Annotated in this window: 21 protein-coding genes and 5 pseudogenes; 12 read left to right on the top strand and 14 right to left on the bottom strand. The window is 66.9% G+C overall.

Going from position 1 to position 22,902, the window contains the following annotated elements:
- The first annotated feature begins 181 nt into the window (after positions 1–181).
- Positions 182–1,180 (top strand): Acg family FMN-binding oxidoreductase, encoded by a 999-nt coding sequence (locus tag ACFYOW_RS28905; RefSeq protein WP_387293093.1) that lies wholly within the window; start codon positions 182–184, stop codon positions 1,178–1,180.
- 50 nt (positions 1,181–1,230) lie between these two features.
- On the opposite strand, the gene ACFYOW_RS28910 is transcribed toward ACFYOW_RS28905, so the two are convergent.
- The gene (locus ACFYOW_RS28910) at positions 1,231–2,142 is read right to left on the bottom strand and encodes a DUF302 domain-containing protein (protein WP_387293095.1); all 912 of its coding nucleotides are present in this window, start codon (positions 2,140–2,142) and stop codon (positions 1,231–1,233) included.
- A gap of 16 nt (positions 2,143–2,158) precedes the next feature.
- Positions 2,159–2,686, bottom strand: coding sequence for a flavodoxin family protein (locus tag ACFYOW_RS28915; RefSeq protein ID WP_387293097.1), 528 nt, complete (start codon positions 2,684–2,686; stop codon positions 2,159–2,161).
- A gap of 137 nt (positions 2,687–2,823) precedes the next feature.
- On the opposite strand from ACFYOW_RS28915, the pseudogene ACFYOW_RS28920 reads away from it, so the two are divergent.
- The 3 genes and pseudogenes from ACFYOW_RS28920 (at position 2,824) to ACFYOW_RS28930 (ending at position 6,061) form a co-directional block, all read left to right on the top strand.
- Positions 2,824–4,435, top strand: a pseudogene (locus ACFYOW_RS28920) (SulP family inorganic anion transporter).
- 78 nt (positions 4,436–4,513) lie between these two features.
- Positions 4,514–5,116 (top strand): hypothetical protein, encoded by a 603-nt coding sequence (locus ACFYOW_RS28925; protein WP_387293099.1) that lies wholly within the window; start codon positions 4,514–4,516, stop codon positions 5,114–5,116.
- A gap of 66 nt (positions 5,117–5,182) precedes the next feature.
- Positions 5,183–6,061, top strand: coding sequence for a universal stress protein (locus ACFYOW_RS28930; RefSeq protein ID WP_387293101.1), 879 nt, complete (start codon positions 5,183–5,185; stop codon positions 6,059–6,061).
- Positions 6,062–6,307: 246 nt separating this feature from the next.
- Here ACFYOW_RS28930 and ppsA read toward each other — a convergent pair whose 3' ends face one another.
- The 5 genes from ppsA to ACFYOW_RS28955 form a co-directional block, all read right to left on the bottom strand.
- Complete coding sequence (ppsA, locus tag ACFYOW_RS28935; protein ID WP_387293103.1) at positions 6,308–8,590, bottom strand: phosphoenolpyruvate synthase; 2,283 nt, start codon at positions 8,588–8,590, stop codon at positions 6,308–6,310.
- A 21-nt stretch (positions 8,591–8,611) separates the two neighbouring features.
- The gene (locus tag ACFYOW_RS28940) at positions 8,612–9,166 is read right to left on the bottom strand and encodes a flavodoxin domain-containing protein (RefSeq protein WP_387293105.1); all 555 of its coding nucleotides are present in this window, start codon (positions 9,164–9,166) and stop codon (positions 8,612–8,614) included.
- 80 nt (positions 9,167–9,246) lie between these two features.
- Positions 9,247–11,274: an erythromycin esterase family protein gene (locus tag ACFYOW_RS28945; RefSeq protein ID WP_387293107.1), complete on the bottom strand. Its 2,028-nt coding sequence runs from the start codon at positions 11,272–11,274 to the stop codon at positions 9,247–9,249.
- Between the two features lie 45 nt (positions 11,275–11,319).
- The gene (locus ACFYOW_RS28950; RefSeq protein ID WP_387293109.1) at positions 11,320–12,486 is read right to left on the bottom strand and encodes a site-2 protease family protein; all 1,167 of its coding nucleotides are present in this window, start codon (positions 12,484–12,486) and stop codon (positions 11,320–11,322) included.
- A 1-nt stretch (position 12,487) separates the two neighbouring features.
- A complete protein-coding gene (locus ACFYOW_RS28955) occupies positions 12,488–13,153 on the bottom strand; it encodes a DUF2267 domain-containing protein (protein WP_387293111.1) in 666 nt (221 codons plus the stop codon).
- 252 nt (positions 13,154–13,405) lie between these two features.
- Here ACFYOW_RS28955 and ACFYOW_RS28960 point away from each other — a divergent pair, with 252 nt between their 5' ends.
- The 4 genes from ACFYOW_RS28960 to ACFYOW_RS28975 are packed head-to-tail and all read left to right on the top strand — an operon-like array spanning position 13,406 to position 14,555.
- The gene (locus ACFYOW_RS28960; protein WP_387293113.1) at positions 13,406–13,582 is read left to right on the top strand and encodes a hypothetical protein; all 177 of its coding nucleotides are present in this window, start codon (positions 13,406–13,408) and stop codon (positions 13,580–13,582) included.
- 57 nt (positions 13,583–13,639) lie between these two features.
- Positions 13,640–13,831: an E3 binding domain-containing protein gene (locus tag ACFYOW_RS28965; protein WP_387293115.1), complete on the top strand. Its 192-nt coding sequence runs from the start codon at positions 13,640–13,642 to the stop codon at positions 13,829–13,831.
- Complete coding sequence (locus ACFYOW_RS28970; protein WP_387293117.1) at positions 13,782–14,303, top strand: 2-oxo acid dehydrogenase subunit E2; 522 nt, start codon at positions 13,782–13,784, stop codon at positions 14,301–14,303. Before ACFYOW_RS28965 ends, ACFYOW_RS28970 begins: the two co-directional genes overlap by 50 nt.
- A gap of 6 nt (positions 14,304–14,309) precedes the next feature.
- Positions 14,310–14,555, top strand: coding sequence for a hypothetical protein (locus ACFYOW_RS28975; RefSeq protein ID WP_387293119.1), 246 nt, complete (start codon positions 14,310–14,312; stop codon positions 14,553–14,555).
- Positions 14,556–14,692: 137 nt separating this feature from the next.
- Here ACFYOW_RS28975 and ACFYOW_RS28980 read toward each other — a convergent pair whose 3' ends face one another.
- Complete coding sequence (locus tag ACFYOW_RS28980) at positions 14,693–15,685, bottom strand: Acg family FMN-binding oxidoreductase (RefSeq protein WP_387293121.1); 993 nt, start codon at positions 15,683–15,685, stop codon at positions 14,693–14,695.
- A gap of 240 nt (positions 15,686–15,925) precedes the next feature.
- Here ACFYOW_RS28980 and ACFYOW_RS28985 point away from each other — a divergent pair, with 240 nt between their 5' ends.
- A complete protein-coding gene (locus ACFYOW_RS28985) occupies positions 15,926–16,192 on the top strand; it encodes an SHOCT domain-containing protein (RefSeq protein WP_387293123.1) in 267 nt (88 codons plus the stop codon).
- Positions 16,193–16,350: 158 nt separating this feature from the next.
- Here ACFYOW_RS28985 and ACFYOW_RS28990 read toward each other — a convergent pair whose 3' ends face one another.
- Positions 16,351–17,355 (bottom strand): Acg family FMN-binding oxidoreductase, encoded by a 1,005-nt coding sequence (locus ACFYOW_RS28990; RefSeq protein ID WP_387293125.1) that lies wholly within the window; start codon positions 17,353–17,355, stop codon positions 16,351–16,353.
- 97 nt (positions 17,356–17,452) lie between these two features.
- Between ACFYOW_RS28990 and ACFYOW_RS28995 the strand changes: the two are divergent.
- Both ACFYOW_RS28995 and ACFYOW_RS29000 read left to right on the top strand, forming a co-directional pair.
- Positions 17,453–17,708: pseudogene (locus ACFYOW_RS28995) on the top strand (Tn3 family transposase); the annotation flags it as partial.
- A gap of 69 nt (positions 17,709–17,777) precedes the next feature.
- The gene (locus ACFYOW_RS29000) at positions 17,778–19,241 is read left to right on the top strand and encodes a multicopper oxidase family protein (protein WP_387293257.1); all 1,464 of its coding nucleotides are present in this window, start codon (positions 17,778–17,780) and stop codon (positions 19,239–19,241) included.
- 115 nt (positions 19,242–19,356) lie between these two features.
- Here the strand turns inward: ACFYOW_RS29000 and ACFYOW_RS29005 are convergent.
- A pseudogene (locus ACFYOW_RS29005) lies at positions 19,357–19,686 on the bottom strand (TVP38/TMEM64 family protein); the annotation flags it as partial.
- Positions 19,687–19,741: 55 nt separating this feature from the next.
- The gene (locus ACFYOW_RS29010; protein WP_387293127.1) at positions 19,742–20,596 is read right to left on the bottom strand and encodes a universal stress protein; all 855 of its coding nucleotides are present in this window, start codon (positions 20,594–20,596) and stop codon (positions 19,742–19,744) included.
- A 357-nt stretch (positions 20,597–20,953) separates the two neighbouring features.
- Here ACFYOW_RS29010 and ACFYOW_RS29015 point away from each other — a divergent pair.
- Positions 20,954–21,616 (top strand): annotated as a pseudogene (locus ACFYOW_RS29015) (DUF4389 domain-containing protein); the annotation flags it as partial.
- Positions 21,617–21,721: 105 nt separating this feature from the next.
- Here the strand turns inward: ACFYOW_RS29015 and ACFYOW_RS29020 are convergent.
- From ACFYOW_RS29020 to ACFYOW_RS29030, 3 genes and pseudogenes are all read right to left on the bottom strand, one after another.
- Positions 21,722–22,381: pseudogene (locus ACFYOW_RS29020) on the bottom strand (cation transporting ATPase C-terminal domain-containing protein); the annotation flags it as partial.
- Positions 22,382–22,443: 62 nt separating this feature from the next.
- Positions 22,444–22,590, bottom strand: coding sequence for a hypothetical protein (locus ACFYOW_RS29025; protein ID WP_387293129.1), 147 nt, complete (start codon positions 22,588–22,590; stop codon positions 22,444–22,446).
- A gap of 91 nt (positions 22,591–22,681) precedes the next feature.
- Entirely contained in the window at positions 22,682–22,882 is a 201-nt protein-coding gene (locus ACFYOW_RS29030) for an HPP family protein (RefSeq protein ID WP_387293131.1), read from the bottom strand.
- Between the last annotated feature and the right edge of the window lie 20 nt (positions 22,883–22,902).

A 22,902-nucleotide genomic window follows, 5' to 3' on the forward strand; every position in this document is an offset into this window, starting at 1 on the left:
CTGCATTAAGGATTTCGCAATGGGTGGCGCGAGGTGATGGCCGAAGGTCATTGATGTCGCGGGACTTCCGGACCGTCCTCGCATCGTTATCCGAAGTCCCGGCAGATGGGGTCGTCGTGCTCTTACCGATGGCGGTGCATCGGGGGCAGCGTGGATCGGGGCGAAGGAAAGGATGATGACAATGGACCACGGATTGCCCGATGATCACACCGTGAAGGCGGCGCTCGCGCTTGCGGTGCGGGCGCCGTCGGTACACAACACCCAACCGTGGCGGTGGCGGATCGGCGATCGCTCTGTCCACCTGTGCCTGGATCCCGCGCGAGCGCTGCCGTCGACCGATCCCGATCAACGTGACATGGTGTTGAGCTGCGGTGCGGTACTGCATCATCTGCGGGTCGCCTTCGCTGCGCTCGGCTGGTCGGCGGTGGTACATCGACTGCCGAACCCGGCCGAACCCGACCACCTGGCAGCGATCGAACTGGTGCGGCATCGGCCGACTCCCCAAGACATCGCGCTGAGTGCCGCGATCACCCGCAGACGGACCGATCGCCGGCATTACAGCTCCTGGCCGGTGCCGCCCGGGTACCTCGGGCTGGTCACCGAGCGCGCCGCGACGTTGGGAGCGGTTGTGCGGCAGGCCAATGACCGGTCGCGGGAGCGTTTGGTCGATGCCCTGCGGGCGGCAGCCGAGCGGCATGCCGAGGATCAGGAGTATCGATTCGAAGTGGCCGAGTGGAGCGGCAGGCACGCGACACCGGATGGTGTGCCCGCAAGGAACATCCCGCGAGTTCGCGCCGACGACGAACTGCCGCCACGGGCGTTCGCTGGTCCGGGGTTGGTCGACGAGGCGCACGAACCCGACTTCGCCGAACTGCTGGTGCTCGCCACCAGGGGCGACGATCGAGGCTCGCGACTGAACGCGGGCGAAGCGTTGAGCGCGGTTCTACTGACGGCCACCAATGTCGGTCTGGCCACCTGCGTGCTGACCGAACCGCTCGAGATCCCGGCGCTGCGTCATCGGGTGCGGGCCGGGGTCCTCGACGACTACGGCTATCCACAAGCTCTCATCAGGATCGGCTGGCCACCGACGAGCTCCCATCCACTGCCGATGACGCCGCGTCGAGCTGTCGAGGAAGTGTTGTCGGAGCCCTTCGACACCAGCGAGGCGACCGCCTGCTGAACGATCTCGGCCCGTTGCCGACGAGTACAGCCCGCTCCCGAATCATCGGGCTATCGCGTATCGGGTGCACGCTTTTCGACGATCTCCAGCCGTTTTCCGGCGGTCTCCAAAGCCGCCGCCAAGCGCTCCCTGGCCTCCCGGGCGACCGCGTGCAGTTCGGGTTCGTCGGTGCGGTGCAGCACCGCACCGCGCACCAGCAACTCCGGGTCAGCCGCCTCCACGAGGATGGTGTCGTTATCCGCGGCGCGCACCACCACATTGCACGGCAGCAGCAAGCCGACCCGGGGATCAGCGGTCAGCGCGCGGTGCGCGAGGACCGGGTTGCAGGCACCGAGAATCAGGTACTCGGCCATCTGCACACCGAGCTTCATCCGCATCGTGGCACGCACATCGATCTCGGTCATGATGCCGAATCCCTGTTCGGCCAGTGCCTTTCGAAGTTCGGAGACGGTATCGGCGAACAATGCGGGTACCCGGACGGCCAGGGCGGCGGCGACCGGTCGGCGGATCTCGGTCACGAGATCGCCGGGCCGTACCGCTGCGTCCGGCGCCACCAGGTACACCTCGGTGGAGGGTCCGATCGGTTGATAGTTGGAGGAACCGATCCAGTTGTCGAGCGCACGGTAGGCATCGCCGATACAGCGGTAGTCGCCGTGGTGTCTGGTGCTGGCGAATAAGGTTGGCTCGAGATGGCGCAGACCGATGTGTTCGGCGGCGCCGTCGAGGATTGCGTCGGTCACCGGGAGGCCGAAGTCGACCACGGTGGTCGCGTCCGGTCCGAACATGCCGAGGTACGTCGTCGATGGGGGTCCGGTCGGTGCGAGTCCGGTGCGGGCGGCCAGTTCGTAGAGTGCCTGCATGCCCGCGCCGATGTCGTCGCCCGCATGCTCGGCGCGCACCGTGCGACGCAACTCGAGCAGGGTGGTCGGACTCGATTCGGTGACCGCGACCCGATACGACATCGCTGCTGCTCGGCTCTCAGGACCGGTGCGCGATGTGGTCGAGTTCGGTGTGGGCGAGGTGATCCGCCCAGGCCCGTGCCCGCTCCAACTCGCCCGCGGTGAGCGGGCCGAGCATGCCGTCGACGCGGAAGTCGGCTGGTGCATCGATCAGCTCATAGCCCAAGCGCCGCAACCGTTTTCCAGCGCCGCGTGCGGCCGAACCTGGTAGCCAGGACGGTTTCGCGGCCTTGGTGCAAAATGCCGCGGCCCGGGAGCCCGGCGGCACTGGCAGAGCCGCGTCCAGCCATTCCCGCATGCCGATATCGATCGTGACCGGCGCCTCGGTCCGGCCTGCCGCGTCGCGCCGCGTGCGTGCCCGGCTCATGCCGAAGGCGTGCGTGGGAGCGCCGACCACCAGCAGGTCCACCGTCGGCTCGGGGCGTTGGGCGGCCGTCGCCACATCCAAAACCTCCACCTCGCCGTATTTGCCCAGTGCCGCCGCAATGGTCTTGGCGACGACGGCAGTATTGCCGAACATCGACTCGTAGACGACTCGGACTCGCATATCGTTCCCCTCAACCGTGAAACTGCTTCGATTCGACGCTACGACCGGGCAGTGCGCCCGCACAGTGCCGAACCGACCCATGCCCAGGGACTTTCGGCCATCCGCGTTCGATGGCCGAACCGTGCGATGCTGGCCAGATGCCGGCGCATCTACTCGCGGGCCTGCGGCAGTTCGATGGCTACGACCGGACCCGGCTGCGTACCGATGTCCTGGCCGGTGTCACGGTCGCCGCCTATCTGGTGCCGCAGGTGATGGCCTATGCGACCGTGGCTGGGCTGGCACCGGTTGTCGGGCTGTGGGCGTCGATCGGACCGCTGGCGGTATACGTTCTGCTCGGCACATCCCGGCAGCTGTCGGTCGGCCCGGAGTCGACCACGGCGCTGATGACTGCGGTGGCGCTGGCGCCGCTGGCGGCCGGTGATCCGGACCGGTACGCGGCATTGGCGGCGATACTCGCCCTGTTCGTGGGAGCGCTGTGTCCGGCGGGAGCGGCGGCGCGGCTCGGTGTACTCGCCGATCTGCTGTCGTGACCGGTGCTCGTCGGATATCTGGCGGGGTACGGCGGTGATCATGATCGTCGGCCAGCTCGGCCGCGTGACCCGGGATTCCGGTCGAGGGGGAATCCATTCTCGCGCAGCCGCATTCGCTCGCCACGCACGCAGGGCGGTGGCACTGGCAGACGCTGGTGTTCGCAGTGTCGGTGCTGAGTGTGCTGTTGTTGCTCGCTTGGCGTGCACCGCGCGTGCCGGGGCCGTTGCTCGCGGTGCTGCTCGCCACCGGTGTGGTAACGGTCTTCTCGTTGCGGCGCTACGGCATCGAGGTCGTCGGATCGGTTCCGGCCGGGCTACCGGTACCACGCTTCGCTGGGGTTGCCGCCGCCGATATCGCCCAATTGGTTTTGCCCGCGGTCGGCATCGCCGTGGTCGGTTTCACCGACAATGCCTTGACCGCGCGCGCTTTCGCGGCCCGGCACGGCGGGCACGTCGCCGTGAATACCGAACTCGCCGCACTCGGCGCGACCAATCTGGCATCCGGGGTGCTGCACGGATTTCCGGCGAGCTGCAGTGGCAGCCGCACCACGATCGCAGACGCCATGGGCGGCGCGTACACAGCTGTATTCGGTTGTGGCGCTGGGGAGCGCGCTGGCAGTACTGCTCGGGGCACGCGGTATCCTCGCCGGTTTCCTGACGGCAGCGCTCGGCACGGTTGTCGCGATGCTGGCACTGGGTGTGCTCTACGGGGTGCTGGTGGCGATCGCCCTATCGATCTTCGACCTGTTGCGCCGTGTGTGGCGCGGGCCCACGGTGCCATTCTCGGATTCGTTCTGGGGTGGCGGGGATGCACGACGTCGATGACTCTTCGGACGCGAAACTGGTTCCCGGACTGGGGATCTATCGCTACGACGCGCCGCTGTGCTTTGCCAATGCGGAGGAATTCCGGCATCGGGCGCTGGCCGCGGTCGACGAGTGGGACGAACGCGGAGCTACACCGGTGCGCTGGTTCGTGCTCAATGCCGAAGCCAATTGTGGAAGTCGATCTCACCGCGCTCGACGCGGTCGACCAGGTGCGCGCGGAGCTGGCTGCCGCGGCATCGTCTTCGCCATGGCACGCGTGAAAGCTGATCTGCGCGACGATCTGGATGCGGCCGGACTGACCGCGAAGATCGGCGCGCAGCATCTCTACCTGACCTTGCCGACCGCGGTCGAGGCATACCGAAAAGCGAGGTCGGTGGACCCCTGGGAGCGGTGACCTTCGTCTCTGCCCGCGGTCGTGCCCACGCGGGATGCTCGGGTCGGTACACATGCCACCGGAAGAAGGTGATCGGCGATGTCGCAGGACTCGGCGTTCCCGATCCGTGCCACGTGGTCGCCGCTGCGACGGTTGTGGTGGCTGCGCCCGTGGAGTCCGAATCCCTTGCTTCGGCCGTCGGATCGAATCGAGGCCGCGTTGCGGCTCCTGGTTGCACTCGCGGTAGTCGCCGCGATCCCGGTTGCCGGGGCATTGGGGACGACGGCCTATACCGACGCCACGGCCCGAATCCGTACCGAGGATGCGGCGAAATCCGCAGTGAGCGCCATGATCACCGACGAACCCGAGCGGACGCCGTCGCATCTGCTCGAGGCGCGGGTGCGGTGGACCCACGATGGCCGCCCCGGCACCGCGACGATGCGCGTGCCGATCCATGCGGCACCCGGGGATCACGTGCGGGTGTGGCTGGGATCGGATGGGACTCCGACGGCCGCGCCACGGCGTCCCGGCGCCGCCGTGCTGACCGGGATCGGCGTCGGCGTCGTGGTGCTGAACGGCACCTGGGTCATCGCGTGGCTGCTGATGCAGGGTGCCCTATGGCTGCTCGGGCGTCGTCAGGGGGTGGGCTGGGACCGACAGTGGCGTCAATTCAACGGTCCGATCAAAGAGGACCGGCAGTGAGGTTGCCGTAGCACGGTGACCCCGGACAGTGACCGGCGCTGTCGGTCATACGGAAAGGGAGCGACGATGGGCAATTCCGCAGGTCCACAGATCATCGCGGCAGTCGACGGCTCGGCGAGTTCGTATCAGGCGGTCGCCTGGGCGGCGGTCGATGCCGCGCTGCACCAGTGTCCGCTGCGCATTCTCACCTCTTTGGCGATGCCGGACTTCGGTCCCGACAAGGCCTTGAGCGAAGAGGATGTGGAGTGGTTACACCGCGACGGCGAGCGGGTCGTCACCGAAGCGGCCCGGGTGGCCCGTCAGGCCACACCGGGGGAGGAGCTGGACTTGGCGACCGAGGTGATCTTCGCGTCGATCACGCCGACGCTGATCATGCGCTCGGCGCAGGCGAGGATGCTGGTGGTCGGCAGCCGCGGCGTCGGCGCGTTCCAGCGCGGACTGCTCGGGTCGGTCAGCTCCGCGGTCACCCACCACGCGCACTGTCCGGTCGCGGTGATTCACGGGAATTCGGCGCTGGATCCGGTCTCAGTAAGCAAACCGGTCTTGGTCGGTGTCGATGGTTCGGACAACAGTGTGCCCGCCATCGAGCTGGCGTTCGAGGAGGCCTCACGGCGTAAGGTCGGGCTGACGGCGCTGCACACCTGGAGCGATGCCAGCGGGATCGATCTGCCGCATTCGGGCTGGGAGGCCGCGCGCGAGTCCGAGCAGACACTGCTGGCCGAGAACATGGCCGGATATCGCGATCGGTACCCGGACGTGCCGGTGATTCGAATCCTGAAGCTGGACCGCCCCGTTCGGGCGCTGCTCGACGAGTCGGTGAATGCGCAACTGCTCGTGGTCGGCAGCCACGGTCGCGGCGGATTCGCGAGCATGCTGCTCGGTTCCACCAGCAATGCCTTGTTGCATACGGTGGAGTGCCCGATGATCGTGGTGCGCAAGGCCTGAGCCGCTTTCATCCGAGGCGCGGGTGTCCGAATCGAGTCGCGCGCCGAAGCTTGCGCGTCGGTGGGTGCGACGCGAATTGGGCAGAGCGCGAGATCGTGATACGCGACGTACCCGTTGTTGTGCTCACGAAATGGAATCGCGCGCGATGTCCGAGGCGATCCGGGGACGCGAGCTGCACTGCGGAGGTGCTGTTGTGTGACGCACAGTGGTTGCCTGGCAGCGGGACGCCAGGGAAACGCTGTGTTGTCAGCGCGGTGTCGCCGGACCGGGCTCGCAAAGCGCCCTGTCGAGCAGGAGACGGCGTTCGGCGGCGGCGACCGCGCGGCGGGCGGCCGGTACGGCATCCGGGGTGACCGAGATGGACGTAATGCCCATGCGGACAAGGTGTTCGGCGAATTCGGGGCGGTTAGATGGTGCCTGTCCGCACAGCGAGGAAGTGATGCCGAGGCGGCGGGCGGTCGAGACGATGCGGGTGATGGCATCGAGTACCGCGGGATCGGATTCGTCGAACAACTCGGCGCATTGTTCGGAGTCGCGGTCGACGCCGAGCATCAGCTGGGTGAGGTCGTTGCTGCCGATGGAGACGCCGTCGATGCCGAGACCGATGTATTCGGGCAGCCAGTGCACCACCGAGGGCACTTCGGCCATGACCCAGCGGTGCAGTCCGCGCTGGCGGCCGAGTGGGCTGGCGTCGACGAGTTCCAGGCAGGCCGCCAGTTCCCAGCGGGTGCGCACGAACGGAATCATCAAGTGCAGGTTGGCGGTTCGTTCGCGCACCCGGGCCAGCGCGGCGAGCTCGAGGTTGAACAGTTCGGGTTCGCGGATGTAGCGGTAGCAGCCGCGGTAGCCGATCATCGGATTGTGTTCGACCGGCTCGTATCGGGTTCCGCCGGTCAATGCACGGAATTCGTTGCTGCGCATGTCGATTGCCCGGTAGATGACCGGTCGCGGCGCAAAGGCGGCGGTAATTCGGTGCAGTGACTCGGCCATTCGCGTCACGAAGGCCTGTTCCTCGCCGCAGGCGATGAGATCGCGCGGATGTCGTCCGCCGAGCGCCTCGGTGAGCAGTGTCTCCGCGCGCAACAGGCCGACACCGTCGACATCGGATGCGGCGACCCGCTCCGCGGCTTCGGGCAGTGCGAGGTTGACGTAGATGCGGGTGGCCGTCGGTTCCGACGACGCGACAATGGGCGCGGAATCGGTGGTCACCGTGGTTGTATTCGATTCCGCTTGTCCCGCACGGACTTCGCCTGCACGGCCGTCCACGGTGACCAGTGTTCCGTCGGCCAACGCCGTGGTGGCCGTGCGGGTGCCGACCACGCACGGGACACCGAGCTCGCGCGCGACGATCGCGGCGTGACAGGTCATCCCGCCGCTGTCGGTGACGACCGCTGCGGCGCGGGTGATGGTGGGTAGCCAGTCCGGGTTGGTCATCGGCGCCACCAGCACCTCACCGTCGCGCAGCGCTTGGCCCTGTGCGGGTGAGGTGAGGACGCGGACCGCGCCGCTCGCCTGTCCAGGCGCGGCGGCCAGACCCCGCACCAGTACCTGCTGAGCCGTCGGGCCCGCCGGGTAGTCGGGAAGCGTGGTGATCGGGCGTGCTTGCACCAGCCATAGCGTGTCCTCGTCGTAGGCCCATTCGACGTCCTGGGGTGTGCCGTGATGTTTCTGTACGGTCAGCGCGAGCCGGGCCACCTCGACGACCTGCTGCTCGTCGAGCACCGGCACTTCGGCTTCGCCTTCGGTCAATTCGATCCGCCGGTCGCCGTCCGGCCCGGCCACGATGGCGAAACTCTGGTGCCCGCTGCGGGTTTCGAGCAGAGTGGGTCCGTCCGCGTCGAGGATGTAGTTATCCGGTTCGGTCGCGCCGGAGACGACGACCTCGCCCTGACCGCGGGCCGCGTCGATCACCACTCGGTCGCGTCGTCCGGTCGCCGGATCGGCAGTGAAGGCCACCCCGGACCGTCGTGCGCTCACCATGCGCTGTACCACCACGGCCATCGCCGGTCGCCGGCGCAGTCCGCGCCGTGCTCGATAGGTCACCACGCGCGGGGTGAACAGTGAAGCCCAGCAGTCGATTACGGCCTCGATCACGTTCTCGTCGCCGTGCACGTTGGTGCGCGAGAGATTCATTCCGGCGAAGGAGGACGTGGCGCTGTCTTCGCCGACTGCGGACGAGCGCACCGCCACCGCGACTTCGTCACCGAGTGCGTGGTATCCGGCCAGGATCATGGTGCGCACCGTGTTGTCGAGCGCGGTGTGATCTACGAGTTCGCGCATCCGGCGGCACAATTCGGCTACCCGAGCACCATCGGCGCTCGCGTCGAGCGCCTCGGCGTGCAGGCGGTCGAGTTCGGCGCCATTCGGCCCGTCGGAGATCACCTGCTCATAGCAGTTGCGCAGGATGACGAACCCGGGTGGCACCGGTAGACCGGCCGCGACCAGTTCGCCCAGGTTGGCGCCCTTGCCCCCGGCCCGGTCCGCGTCGGCGAGCCGAAGCTCGTCGAAGACAGCGACGTAGTCGCCCATGTCGGCTCCCATGTGTTTGCGTTACGGATGGATCGGCGTGGACTTGGCCTGCGGCAAGCCGAGCGACTGGGCGATACCGGTGGTCCAGGCCAGAATGGCCTCCCAATCGCGCAGATCACCGTAGCGGCCACCACCCATCAGCTGGTACAGCGTGCGCGCTTGCAGCGAGACGCCCGCACGCTCGTAATGTCCGGCGAAGGCGTGATAGCCGCGCGGTGCGATCGAATCACGCAGCGCCGCGATCTTCTTCGGCACGATGCGGCCGATCCGCCGCCCGATCGGACCGCGCAGCGCCGGACCGAGCCCGACACTGAACAGCCAGACTTTGGCGCGCACCAGTTGGTCACGGTGGGTATTCATATAGGACGTCATCGCCGGGAGCAGCGCCATATTGTGCACCGCACTGCCGAGGATGACGGCATCGAAACCGGACAGTTCCGGCGCATGCTCGATATCGCTCAGCTCGATCGAGGCGCCGCGCGCGGCGAGCGCGTCAGCGATGAATTCGGCGATATCGCGGGTCGATCCTTGTGCGGTCGCGTAGAGGACCGCGATACGGGTTGTATTCGCTTCCATACCGATAGCGTCGCGCCGGATGGTGCTTGCCGGGCAGAGGCGTGGTGCCCGCAGTGCTGGGACCAATGGCCTATGGCCGGTCACAGGCCGGACGGATACGTCACGGGCGTGCTGCCCGCGATCCACTCACTGGTCGGCTCCAACGGTTCCAGTGCGGTGGTGTGGTCGATGTGGATGAGCGCGTCGAACTGGTCGGCGAGCCGGGTGTGGAAGTAATGGCTCTGTCGTTCGGTGCCGGGCCGGTAGACCACGCCGATCGCGCGCTGTAACCGAGGTTGGTGCAGTAGCTCTGCGGCCTCGCCGGAAAGGTCCGTGCGGAGTAGGAATTCCGGGTTGCCGGTGTCGTGCAGCAGTTCTTCGATACTGGAAGACAATGCGGGACGAACGTTTTCGGGGCGGTCCGGACCGCCCCAGTCCTCGGCAGCGGTGACCGTTCCCGAGCACGTGCTGAAGCCGATGAGCCGGCAGGCATCACCGTGGCGTTCGCGCATCAGCTGGCCCAGGGTGAGTTGACCTTCGCTACCCATTTCGGTGGCGCGGGCATCGCCGACATGAGAGTTGTGCGCCCACACCACGATTCGAGCGGGGGAGCGTTCGTCGGACCGGTCGAGGTGGTTGGCGAGTGCGTCGAGGGTGTCGGCCATATGTTCGTCGCGCAGATTCCAGGAGGACACCCGGTCGCCGAACATGGCCCGATAGTAGGCCTCGGCATCGCGCACCGACCAGGCATTGCGCAGCGCGTCGAACAGTTCGTCGGCGGCGACGGGTTCGACCTCGCCTCCGGCGATCGCGACGCGCTGCAATTCCAGCAGCTGCCGGATCACTTGGGCCTCACAGGATCTGCCCGCGCCGAAGGCCGCGGCGAAACCGTATGCCTGGGCGTCGTCGCCCGCGACATGGTCGAAGCAGGCGTAGCGATCTCTGGCACGCTGTGCTGCTTTCGGATCGACGCGGTCGAGATAGTCCACCACCTCCTGCATCGATCGATGCAGGCTGTAGAGGTCGAGACCGTAGAAGCCGGTCTGCGGCTGGTCGTCGTGCTGCTGCCCGGCGTTGTATGCGCGCAGCCAGATGATGAATTCGCGGATCTCGGTATTGCGCCACATCCAGGCCGGGAAGTGCGCGAATCCGCGCAGCGCTTGTTCCGCGGTGGTGTCGGTGCCGCGCCCGTGCACGTACCGGTTCACTCGGTAGGCGTCGGGCCAGTCCGCCTCGGCCGCGACGGCGGTGAAGCCTTTGTCCTCGATCAGCCAGCGCGTGATCGCCGCCCTGGCTCGGTAGAACTCCCTTGTGCCGTGCGAACTCTCGCCGATCAGCACGAATCGGGCGTCGCCGATCAGTTCTTCGAGCACGTGTGTGGGTGGGATGCCGTCGGGTGCGTCGATGGCTGCGGCTCGGATGGTCGCCGCGGCGTCGATGCGCGGGACGGCGGTGCCGGTGGTCGAGATGCCCAGCAGGGTGCGTACCTGTTCGTCGGTGACCTGGGTGAAGTCCCACAACGATTCGCCGACCGCGCGGAACGGGGTCGGCATGGTCGCGCAGACCATTTCGTCGATCGATGCGCCGAGTTCTCGGCAGGTCGACTCCGGTGCGGCGGGGACCGCGACCACGATCCGCTTCGGTTCACCCGCGCGGATCGCCTCGATGGCGGCGAACATGCTGGCGCCGGTGGCCAATCCGTCGTCCACCAGGATCACCGTCCGCCCGGCCACCTCGATCGGGCCGCGGTCGGCGCGATAGGCGGTCTCTCGCCGGGCCATCTCCGCGGCCTCGTCGCGGGCGATGCTGCGCACCTGATCCGCGGTCAGCCGCAGCGCGCGCACCATATCGTCGTTGAGCACGATGCGACCGCCGGTGGACAGGGCACCGATCGCGAATTCCGGATGACCCGGTGCGCCGAGTTTGCGCACGACCAGGGTGTCCATCGACGCGTCGAGTGCCGCGGCGACCTCCCACGCGACCGGTACCCCGCCGCGCGGCAGTCCGAGCACCAGGACATCAGGATCGCCGCGATAGTGTTCGAGCAGACTGGCCAGCACCCGGCCCGCCTCGTGCCGATTCCGGAAGATCGGTCGCGGCGGTTCGTGGCGCACTCGCGTATGGCTCATCACAAGCCTCCAATCAGCTGGCCCTATATGGGCCGAATTGTCTTGTCAGAGTGCGGTATTCGGTGGCTGGTACCGTTCCGGTCGGTGTGCGGGCAGGCCGAGTGCGCTGCGCTGGACGGCCAGCGTCAGATCCGTCGCGGTGACCACACCGATGAGGCGGCCGGGTGGATCGATCACCGCGATGACGTCGAAGTCGGGTCGCAGCACCGCCCGGGATGCCACCGTGGACAGCAGTTCGTCACCGGAAACCCGGGCCGTCGGCGGCAGCGGGCGGGCGAGGCTGCGCACCGCGGTGGTCTCGCGGGCCGCGGCGGGCAGTGCCGCGAGATCGGACCAGGCGAGTTCACCGATCGGCCGTCCCGCCGGGTCGATTACCGGGAACACGCGGTGATCGGAATGCACGATCTGGGAGCGCAGCAGGTCGCCGACGGACCAGGTCGCGGGCACCGACAGCGGGCGATCGGTCATGACATCGCGTACCCGGATGTCGCCCAGCCGATGTCGCAGCCCCGCGACGGCCAGTTCGACATTGGCGGCCGAGAACAGGAACCAGCCGAGCAGCATCAGCCAGAGTCCACCACCGTTGCCCACCAGTAGCAGCTCCGCGCCGCCGAGGATCAGCAGCGCCAGCCCGAGGACCCGGCCGTTGCGCGCGGCCAAGGTGCTGGCGCGCAACCGATCTCCGGTGTGCCGCCAGATCAGTGCGCGCAGCACGCGGCCCCCGTCCAGTGGTGCGCCCGGCAGCATATTGAATACGGCCAGAATGAGATTCATCGCGGCCAACCAGGCGAGCATCTGCGGCACCGACCCACTGACCACCGCCGCGACCACATCGGCGACGCCGAACAGCGCGACGCCGAGCACGAAACTGGTGAGCGGTCCGGCCAGTGCGATCCGCAGATCCGAGCGCGGATCCTTCGGCTCGTCGCCGAGCTCGGACACCCCGCCCAGTAGCCACAACACGACCACATCGACCCGGGTGCCGCTGCGGCGCGCGATGATCGAATGTGCCAACTCATGGCTCAGCAGGGAGACGAACAGGCCGACCGCGCCGCCCGCGGCGACCAGCCAGACTCCCACCGAGTTCCCATCGGCGTCGGCGAGCGAGCGGCCGAGCAGATAGGTGAACAGGCCGAGGGTGACCAGCGCCGACCAGTGCGCCCCGACGCGGATGCCCCCCACCCGCCCCAGCGGAATCGTCGCACGCACCATGTCAGCGCTCCCGCGCGTCGGCGCCGAACAGACCTTCGGCGAGCAGAATGCGATGCGCCTGCTGAGCCGCCTGCGTCGACCGGTCGCGATCGGGTTTGTCTGCGGGAAGTCGCTCGAGTCCGCGCGCCAGCACAGAGACGGCGTTACCGAGTGCCTGGATACGGTTCTCGAGGTTGGCGACCGGGCCGACCTCGTCGGCCACGGCGACCGGTTGCCACTCGATCAGCGACTCGTCGACCTCTGGTCGCGCACCACATAGCACCCCGTACAGATTCATCGGCAGCACCGCGAAGATCCGGTTCAACTGGCCGGGGGAGAACAGCTCCGACAGCGCCGCGGTGACTGCACCGGCGACCGGGCCGACCTCGTCCTCGTCGATGCCTGCCTCGCGGGCGAACTGCCGGATGAATTCGCCGACGCCATGCCGGACCGGCACGTGCGTCGGCACCCACCCTTCGTAGTAGGCCCCGCGCAGTATTTCGGGAAGTTGCGCGGCCAGGTGCGCCGAGCTGCTGACATTGATGCGGTCGCGCACGGTGTGCAGCCAGGCACGCAGCGCCCGGTACGCGAAGGCCGGCGCGTCGGTATCGAGACCATCGGCGACGGCGCGCAGCCAATCGTGGGCGGTCTGCACGGCGGGCGCGAGTGGATCGTCGTGGTGCGGCATGACTGGCCTCCTGGGTTCTTCCCTGGTCTTGTACGCCCCAGCCTGCGACGCGCATTGCCGCTGGCCAAGGGCCGAAGGGTGCTCTCGGGTGTGCCGATGGTCCCGCTTTCGGATCGCCGATTGCCCGACATCGCGGCAGTGCGATTGCGCTGGCGGGCGAGGGACGGAAGCCCCCTGCTTGGTGGACGTTTCGCACCAGGTCCGGGTCGGGGGACTCTGCCATGCGGAGTCTGGGACCGCGAAGATGGCGATATGACGGATACGGCCCCGGTCGGCGCATCGACGGGCGGCGCGTTCGGCTGGACGCCGATCGACGGGCCGCAGGCCGACCAGGCGCGGGCCAACCTCATCGACTACGACCGAACGTTCGCGAATTCTTCTGGGAGAAGGCGCGATCCGAACTCGCTGGGCTGCCGTGCGGCGGGCTGAACATCGCCTATAGGAGGGTGGCGGAAACCCCTGGCGCGCAATCGATAACCCGCTCCGATGCCGGTCGCGCCCGGTCGGGTGCGGGCGTCAGGATATGCCAGGCGGCTGGCCCGGGAACTCGGCGTCGATATGTCGGCGGTGCGGGGCGGCGGATATCCGGGCAGCGCAAGAACTCGCCGCGCACGAGTCTGCCACGAAAATGTCTGGACACGAGCAGGTCTCGCCGGACGGCGTGGCGACCCGACGTGAACCGGCGCAGGTTGCCGCTCCACGGCACGATGCGGCGGGGATGCGCCTGTCCATCGCGGCGGCCATGACCCGCTCGAAACAGACCATTCCGCACTACTACTTGTCGAACACCATCGACGCCGCCGCCACCACCGAGTGGCTGCGCGAGGTGAACAAGGCCGCACCAGTACACGATCGAATCGTGCTCGCGGCCTTGCTCTTACGGGCGGTCGCACTGGCCGCAAAGACCGTGCCCGCGATGAACGGGCACTGGATCGAGGACGGCTTCCGTCCGGCCGACACCGTCGATCTCGGCACGATCGTCTCGCTGCGCGGCGGCGGCATTATCGCGCCCAACCTGGCACACGCGGACACGACGCCGCTACCGGAGTTGATGGTCTGGCTGCGCGAGGCGGTCACCCGGGCCAGGTCTCAACACCATCGCCGAACTGCTGCAGCATCCGGAACAACTGTGAACCACGAAAGGTCGTGAACGACCATGTCCCACACCCTGTCTCGCGACGACGCGGAGCCCGTCATCCGAACCGCGCTGCGCGGCTTCGCCTCCGATGCCGAACTCGCGGCGCTTGCGCGCACCGAACCCCTGCGTACCGCACTGGACCTCGACTCCCTCAGCTTCGTCGAAAAGCTCAATCGCGCAACCGGAGTACGCATCGATGAATCCGACTACCCACGGCTGGCATCGATCGACTCCTGCGTGGAGTTCCTGACTGCAGCCGATTAGCGCTCAGCAATAGAGGTAAGCCGCACCGACCAGTCGTGCAGCCATCCTGACGATGCCTCACATGTAGGCCGACCACGCCGCGCGATTCGCTACTTCGCGCATCTACACTTCGCGCTCAGCGAGATCAACGGTAAGACTCAACCGGTGCGGAGCTCGAGTACCTCATCGAGCGGACGTCGTGGTGTAGAGGCGGGTTCAGTGTCCTCGGGTGCCACGCCGATACGGATCAGCACTTGCGGCAGGTCAGGATGCGGTATCAGGTCAGCGATGACCGAACGGCTGGTGGCGAGTTCGGTGATGTGGGTCAGAGAGCAGGTGGCCAGGCCGCGTGCGGTGCATTCGAGCAGTATTTCCGACAGTGCCTCACCGGTATGCAGCCAGTGCGCGGGCGTCTCACCGAGGGTGCTGAGCACTATCAGCCGGGACCGATCCTCGATCGCGGCGCGGCGAACCGAATACGGTGCGGGCGGGAAGCTGCGCCCGACGTCCACCCTGGCCGCCTCGGCATCCGATACCAGCGCGGCAGCAGGGACGCCCTGCTCAACATCCAAATGCCCGGTCCACCAATGTAGTTCGGTCTGATACGGCATGTCGTACCGGCGCAATGCGGCGGCTTGTTCGGTGGCCGCGGACAACCGGGGCCGACTGGTTTCTGCGATCTCATCTACGGAAACATGATGTGGTCTCGCCAGTTCGCGCGCAGCGTCGAATACATCGATCCAACCTTCCGGTGCCAGCATCGGCAATCGGTCGGTGTGGCGACGGTGGATGGCGCGCACGCGAGCCGCCGTGGTATTCAGCGCGCCGGGCCACGGGCGGAACTCCAGCACGGCCAAGTGATCGGGCACATCGGGGTCGGGGAGCCGGATGACATCGGCGAACCAGCCCATCGACACAAAGGCCAGGCGCGCGTGGTCGAGCACCGCGCCGCAGCTGATCACCAGCTGTCTGCCTTGCGGGTCGGCCGAGCGCAATAGTCGGCTGGTATCGCGGTAGAGATTCAGGCGCCTTCCGTCGTACACCCAGCGCCATGGCTGGGTGTTGTGCACAGATGGGGCTCGGCAGGCGAGCATCAGTGCCATTCGCACGGTCCGCAGATCGGGTGTGCTCCCACGGTCGCTTGCGTTCATACCCCGACTCTCACCCCCCGCGACCGCCGGCGCGACAGGCATTGCGCACCGATCCCAGGGCCGATGGTCACCCGCACTCGGTCGGGTGATCACCATGCGCTGACAGCGATGAGCGTCGAGGTCGTTTGTACCTGGTGGAGGGGGCGATCGGCTCTGCTGCTGGTGGCGGGGGTGGGGCACAGTTGATGTGAGCTGGCGAAATGGTCGGTGGCATCAGTTGTGAGCTGAGGAGATGCCGAGATGATGTATTGGTACGACCACGATCTCAATGGGTGGGGGTATGCGTGGATGAGCATCGGAATGGTGCTGTTCTGGGGGCTGCTCATCGCGGGCTTCGTGATTCTGGTTCGCCTCGCTATGCGACCCGATCCTTCATCGATGAACCGGCGCGAGCGGGTGGCCGAACAGTTACTGGCCGAACGGTTCGCGCGCGGCGAGATCGACGAGAAGGAGTACACGGATCGGCTGGCGACGCTGCGTCGCCACCTGACAGCGGGACATTCGTAATGTTATCCGCGGCGGTAGATTTCGGCAGGTTTGCGGCCCGTCACCCAATGTGTCCGGGTCGTGGATCCGCCGAATGTCACCGTCCAGCATCTCGAAGAGGGTACTGCGGCGCAGCCAGCGCCGTGGATCCGTTTCGGTGCGGCGCTGGTGTGGTCGGCCTATTCGTGTCGCATCGTCAGGAAGTCGGTCAGCGGGCGGCGCGGTGTCGGTGCGGTTTCGGGTTCATCGTCGGGTACGGTGCCGACGCGGATGATCACCTGAGGGAAACCAGGGTGGGGGAGCATAGCCGCGATAATCTTTCGGGCCGAAGGCATTTCGGTGATGTGGGTCATCGAGCAGCTCGCCAGACCGGCGGTCGTGCATTCCAGGAGCACAGCCGAGAGCGCTTCGCCGGTGTGCAACCACGCCGTGGCGGACTCACGAGGCGAGCTGAGCACCAACAGTCGCGCATTGTCCTCGATATCGCCGCGGCGGGCCGAATGCGGTGCTGACGGGAAGGTGCGCCCAACACTGACGCGGGCGAATTCGGCATCCGAGGCCAGGGCCTCGCGCGGGACGCCTTCGGGGTCGCCGGAATGCCCGGCCCACCAATGCAATTCGGCCTGGTATTCCATGTCGTAGCGGCGGCCCGCAGTGGCGTGGTCGGACGCCGCCGCGAGCTTCGCGCTGGCGCTGTCGTCGAGGAGATCGAGCTCGATGTCGTGGGGTGTCACCAGCATTCGCGCGGTGTGCAAGAACTGTGAAAGATCCGTCGGTGCGAACATCGGCAGTCGGTCGGTGCGGCGCCGATCGATGGCGCGAGCCCGGGCCAGCACGGCGGGCGGAGGCTCGGGCCACGGCCGGAACCCGATGACCGCCAGATAGTCGGTGCGATCGGAAACGGGCAACCGGGTGGTATCGGTGTGCCAACCCTTGGCGGCGAATGCGGTGCGCACATGGTGCAGCATCGCGCCACAGCTGATCACCAACTGTCTGCCGAGTGGATCGGCCGAGGTCAGGAGGCGGTCGGCGTCGCGGTACAGATGCAATCCGACTCCGTCGAACACCCAGCGCCACGGCTGGCTGTTGTGCAGCGACGGTGCCCGGGCGGCCAACCGCATGGCCGACAGCACCGTCTGGTGGTCCGGCACCGAAAGTACGGGAGAAGCGCTGGTATCGGTCATACTGTCGAGTGTCGTCCCGCGCGCAGCGGCACGATACGGGACTTGCGACCGTTCTCGAAGGTCCATGGTCACCCGCCGACTGGATGATCCGGACGGGCTCCGGTCACAGACAGAGCAGGCGTGGTGCCTGAACTTGGCTACGAATGCGATGATCGCCTGGACGACAGGGGATTGACCGTCCAGCAGTTGCGACGGCTGGGCCGCCGCACCGATGACGAGGAGCTGGCCCACATCTCACCGGCACGCAGCGAGAACATCGACGTCTTCGGCGCCGACGAGGTCGACATGATGTCGAACTCGCCCCGTTCGGCCTCGCCGGCTATCGGCCGTTACGGGTGTACGACACTCTGTTCTGCCCCGATGGACAACGATATCGTGGTGCGATAGCTGCCTCCGATATCCAGGGAAGGTGTCTGCGGGTGATGCGGGTGAACCGGCGCGGGTTCCTCGGAATGGCCGGAACTGCGGTGGTTGCCAGTGGTGCGGCTGCCCTGACGGCGGGGTGCGGCCGGTCGCCATCATCCGCGAAAGCTGATTACACGCTGTATATCGGGCCGGGGGAGGTGGAGGTGGCGCCAGGGCGGGTGGTGTCGACCATGCTGTACGACGGGCAGTTTCCGGGCCCGTTGTTGCGGTTCACCGAGGGCACACCGGTCGTGGTGGAGGTCCACAACGACGCCGGCACACCTGAGCAGTTGCATTGGCACGGGCAGACGATGCCGGTGGAGGTGGACGGTTCGGCCGAGGAAGGCACCCCGTTCATTCCCGCGCACGGGATGCGGCGATTGTCGTTCACACCGGGCCCATCGGGATTGCGCTTCTATCACACACATTTAGTCGCTGGCGCGGACCTGAACCTGGGCCAGTACAACGGGCAGGTCGGACCCGTCTACATCGAGACGAAGCACCATCCCGGCGCCTACGACCAGGAGGTGTTTCTTACTCTCAAAGAGTTCGGGCCGTCGCTGAGCCAGCGTGGGGATATGGATGCCGAATTCTTGGCCGGTGAGCCGGTTGCGGAGTTGCGGGACAACGGTGAGGCGGCGATGGCGGCCTCGCTGGCGTCGGGTAAACCGCACGGCTACGAGGTCGGCTACGACACCTGCACCATCAATGGCCGCATGCTCGGCCACGGCGCCCCGATCCGGGTCCGCGAGGGGGAGCGGGTGCTGCTGCATGTGGTCAACGGCAGCGCGACCGAGAACCGCAGCCTCGCATTGCCCGGTCATGCCTTCACGGTGCTGGCGTTGGACGGCAACCCCGTGCCGAACCCGGCGCGGGTGCCGGTGTTGTGGCTCGGTACCGCCGAGCGGATTTCGGCGGTGGTGGAGATGACCACCCCGGGCGTATGGGTGCTCGGTGACCTCTCCGACGATGATCGTGGCAACGGCATGGGCATCGTCGTCGAGTACGCCGGCCGCGCCGGTGACCCGCAGTGGGCTCCGCCGTCGCCGTTCACGTGGGACTATCGGCTATTCACCCGGTCCGGCGTGAACCCGGCGGCGCCGGACGAACAGATCGAGCTGCTGATCGAGAAACGCAACGCCGACCGCGACGGGTACAACCTGTGGACCCTCAACGGCACCGCTTTCGACATGAACACCGGCACACCCGCTTTCGACCTGGCTCGGGGCCGCCGGTACCGGTTGCGGTTGCGCAACGCGACCGACGACATCCATCCGATTCATCTGCACCGCAACACCTTCGAGGTCACCCGCATCGCCGGCACACCCGTCGCCGGGTTGCGCAAGGATGTGGTGATGCTGGGTGGCTATCAGGAGATGGACATCGATGTCCTCGCCGATCAGCCCGGATTGTCGCTGCTGCACTGTCATCAGCAGCTGCACATGGACTACGGGTTCATGACATTGCTGCGCACGGCTTGAGCCGTCCTGCAGTGGAGCTGGGCAGGACCGATGGTCTGTCCGTCTGGAAGGTGATGCGCGGCAGGAGGTTCCGTCCACCACCTGTCTTGCGCCGTGGTGGGTCCTGCCTTCGGTATCACGCCGGGAGCTGTGTCGTTGGTGGGTTCGTTTCGGGTTCGCCGACACCGAGGCGGGCGTCGACCAGCAGTCCGGCTGCTCCGATCGCGGCACAGGCCACGGTGACCGCAATCAAGGCGGGACTGGTGTGCCCGGTAAGGGCGTCACCGAGCGCGACGACCGCGGTCGTTCCGGGCAGCACCCCGGCGATAGTGGCGGCCAGGTAGGGCACGAGCCGGACCGAGGACAGACCGGCGCAGTAGTTGATCAGCGAGAACGGCACCGGGCTGATCAGGCGCAGCGACCCGACCGCCAGCCGGCCGCGGCGGGCCGTGCGGGATGACTGACGGATTCTGCGGGTGATGGCGATTTATCTTGTGGCCCCGCGGTTTCGGCTCCCCGGTTCAGCTCCGGCACACGAGTACCGGGCATGTGGTGTGGTGGAGCAGGTCTCGGCTGGTCGACCCGAACAGCAGCGCTGCGGCGGTGGGGTGGCCGTGGCTGCCGACGACCAGTAACTGCACATCGCGCGCCATCTCGTTCAACACCGAGCGGGCCGAGCCAGGGACCGGCAGCTCGATGACCTCGACATCCGGATATTCCGTGCGCCAGCCTGCCAGTGACTCGGCCAGTAGCGTGCGTTGCTGCTCACCGTGCTCGAGATGGTGGCCCACCGGGTCGATGCGTGAGGGCCAGCAGTGCACGGCGGTCAGGGGCACCTCGAGCGCGGCGGCGATTTCGAAGGCGTGGGCGATGGCCGGAATGCTGAGTTCGGTTCCGTCGATACCGACCGCCACCGGCTTGCCGCGCGGAATGGGCTTGCCGTTCGCGCCGCGCCAGACCCCGACCGGACAGTGCGCGTGCTGGGCGACCTGCATGGTGGTGGGGCCTACCAATCGGTCCCCGTAGGCGGTCCGTGCACCGACCACGACGATGCGGGCGTGCGTGCTCAATGCCACGAGCGCGTCGGCGGGCGGGCCCTCGGGGCGTACCGCATTGACGGTCAGCTCCGGATCGCAGGTGTACACGAGCTGGCGTGCGCGCTCGAGGGTCGCGTGGGCAGCGTCGGCGGACTGTGGCGCATGGATAGACTCGGCCAACTGCTGTGCGGACGTAGCTGAACGCGGTTGCGCATAGGTGAGCAACAGCGGTGCGTGCATGGCACCGGCCAGATATGCGGCCCAGCGTGCGGCATTGAGTGCCGTCGGCGAATCGTCCACGCCGACGACGATCGAGGTGCGATCGGCCCTGGTACTCATCGATCCGCACTCCTTGCCGCGAGATCTTCCGGTTGCGTCACAGCGACTACCAATACATTCCACCCTCGTCCTCGGCGGTCCCTCGCGGTAGGGGCATTGGTGCTCGATGGGGAGGTCATCGGTCAACCCAAGCACGGAGCCGACTACCCCGCCCGGACGTGCACCCGTGCGGTACCGGCGCTGCCGCAAGGCAATCGAGAGGGGTCCAATGCCCCTGGGATGACGGTCATTCCGGCCCTGTGGCGGACTGCCGATTGTCGCGATGCTCAATGGACGACCGCGTGCGCGTCTTTGTGCTACGCGGATCCATTGTGACCCGGTGAGGAGCCGATCATGAATCCCGAGAATGTCGAACCCGTTTATCCAGTGCGTGTTCGTGGCGATCTCGACGAGCCCTTGTCGCGCTGGCTGTGGCTGGTGAAATGGATTCTCGCGATTCCGCATTACATCGTGCTGTTCTTTTTGTGGACAGCATTCGTTGTGCTGACCGTGGTCGCCGGGTTGTCCATCCTGTTCACCGGCCGGTATCCGCGCTCGCTGTTCGACTTCAATGTCGGCGTGCTGCGTTGGACGTGGCGCGTGCACTTCTACGCCTTCGCGGCACTCGGCACCGATAGATACCCGCCGTTCAGCTTGCAATCCACCGACTATCCCGCGGACCTGGAGATCGACTACCCGCAGCAGTTGTCGCGCGGCCTGGTCCTGGTGAAGTGGTGGCTGCTGGCCATCCCGCACTATCTGATCGTGGCGGCGATGACCAGCACCGGCCCGGCCTTCGACTGGGGCAGCGATAACAACGACGGCTCCACGGGAATCTCCCTGCTCGGCATTCTGGTGCTCATCGCCGCGGTAACCCTGCTGTTCACCGCTCGCTACCCGCGTCGACTGTTCGACTTCATCCTCGGCATCAACCGCTGGGCCTACCGTGTCGCCGCGTACGCCACCCTGATGCGCGACGAATACCCGCCCTTCCGCCTCGACCAGGGCCCACGCGAACCTGACGAAAAGACGGTGCTCTGATCGCGAAAACCAGGGCACCGCACCGCTATTCGGTAGTTATGCCCGCCGTGGCGATGAACTCGCTGCGGCGGGCGTTCGCTGTCACACGTGGGCCTGCCGACGAAGTCACTGTGCGAGCCCGTCAACGGCCTGGCGGCCGGTGGTGAAGCGGGCGGCGCGGCGGTGCACGCGATGGCCGGTGACTCGGGGTCGTTGCGGGGCAATGGGTTTCGGGGTGCGGAAGAAGAAGTGTTTACCGAGTTCGGCCAGGGTCAGGTAGGCGGGCACCATAAGGGTCAGGGCTAGGAAGAAGCCGCCTGGGAGTGGTGTGAAGCCCAGGTCGCGAGCGAAGGGCGTTGCGGGCAGGATGGCTCCGATGGTCACTGCGCCGAGCGCGGCCATGCGCAGTGTGACGCTGGGATGGCTGTGGAAGAACGGGGTGCGGCGAGTCCGGATGACGAACAGGACCAGTGTCTGGGTGGCCAGCGACTTCACGAACCAGCCGGTGTGGAACAGGCTTTCGTCGGCGTGGAACAGCCCGAGCATGATCGCGAAGGTGGCGAAGTCGAACAGCGAGCTGATGGGGCCGAAGACCAGCATGATGCGCCGGATCAGCCCGACGTCCCAGCGCGATGGGCGTGCCAGTTGTTCTGGATCGACGGTATCGGTGGGGATGGCGAGTTGGCTGGCGTCGTAGAGCAGTTTGTTGAGCAGGATCTGCGACGGCAGCATCGGTAGGAAGGGTAGGAAAGCGGAAGCGCCTGCGGCGCTGAACATATTGCCGAAAACACCGGGAGCAGGCGGGCTCGATGTGAGCGAATCGCGTTGAGGCCGACGGTCTGCGACCGTTAACGAGCTTCCGGTGTCGCCAGACCCGCGTCGGTGCTCGACAGCGCCGAGAGCACGTCCGTGATCGGCATCGCAGCGGCGACCGATACCTCGAAGTGGTCGAAACCTGTTGTCTCACGATCGATTAGATGCGGCGTCGCGGTCATCGTGATGCGGTGTGTGCGCGGCGGGATCGAGCGGGCTTTCGCGGCGGGATGGCCTCGTCGGCGACTTCGACCGGAATAGCCGAAATAGACATCACCGCCTCGACGATGGCGGCCGGTATGGACGACGCGGCGAGTGCGTCGGATTCGGAGTGCAACCGCCCATCCGGTCGTTGTCGTCGACGACGGGCAACGCGGCGAAGCCGTGTTCGGTGAGCCGCTCGATGGCCTCGTTCAGCGGCGCTTCCGGCCGGACAGTCACCACCGGTCGGCTGAGAATGTCGCGCGCGTACATCGCTGCCACCTCACGAGATA

The sequence above is a fragment of the Nocardia sp. NPDC006982 genome (genome assembly GCF_042869435.1).
Taxonomy (GTDB): Bacteria; Actinomycetota; Actinomycetes; order Mycobacteriales; family Mycobacteriaceae; genus Nocardia.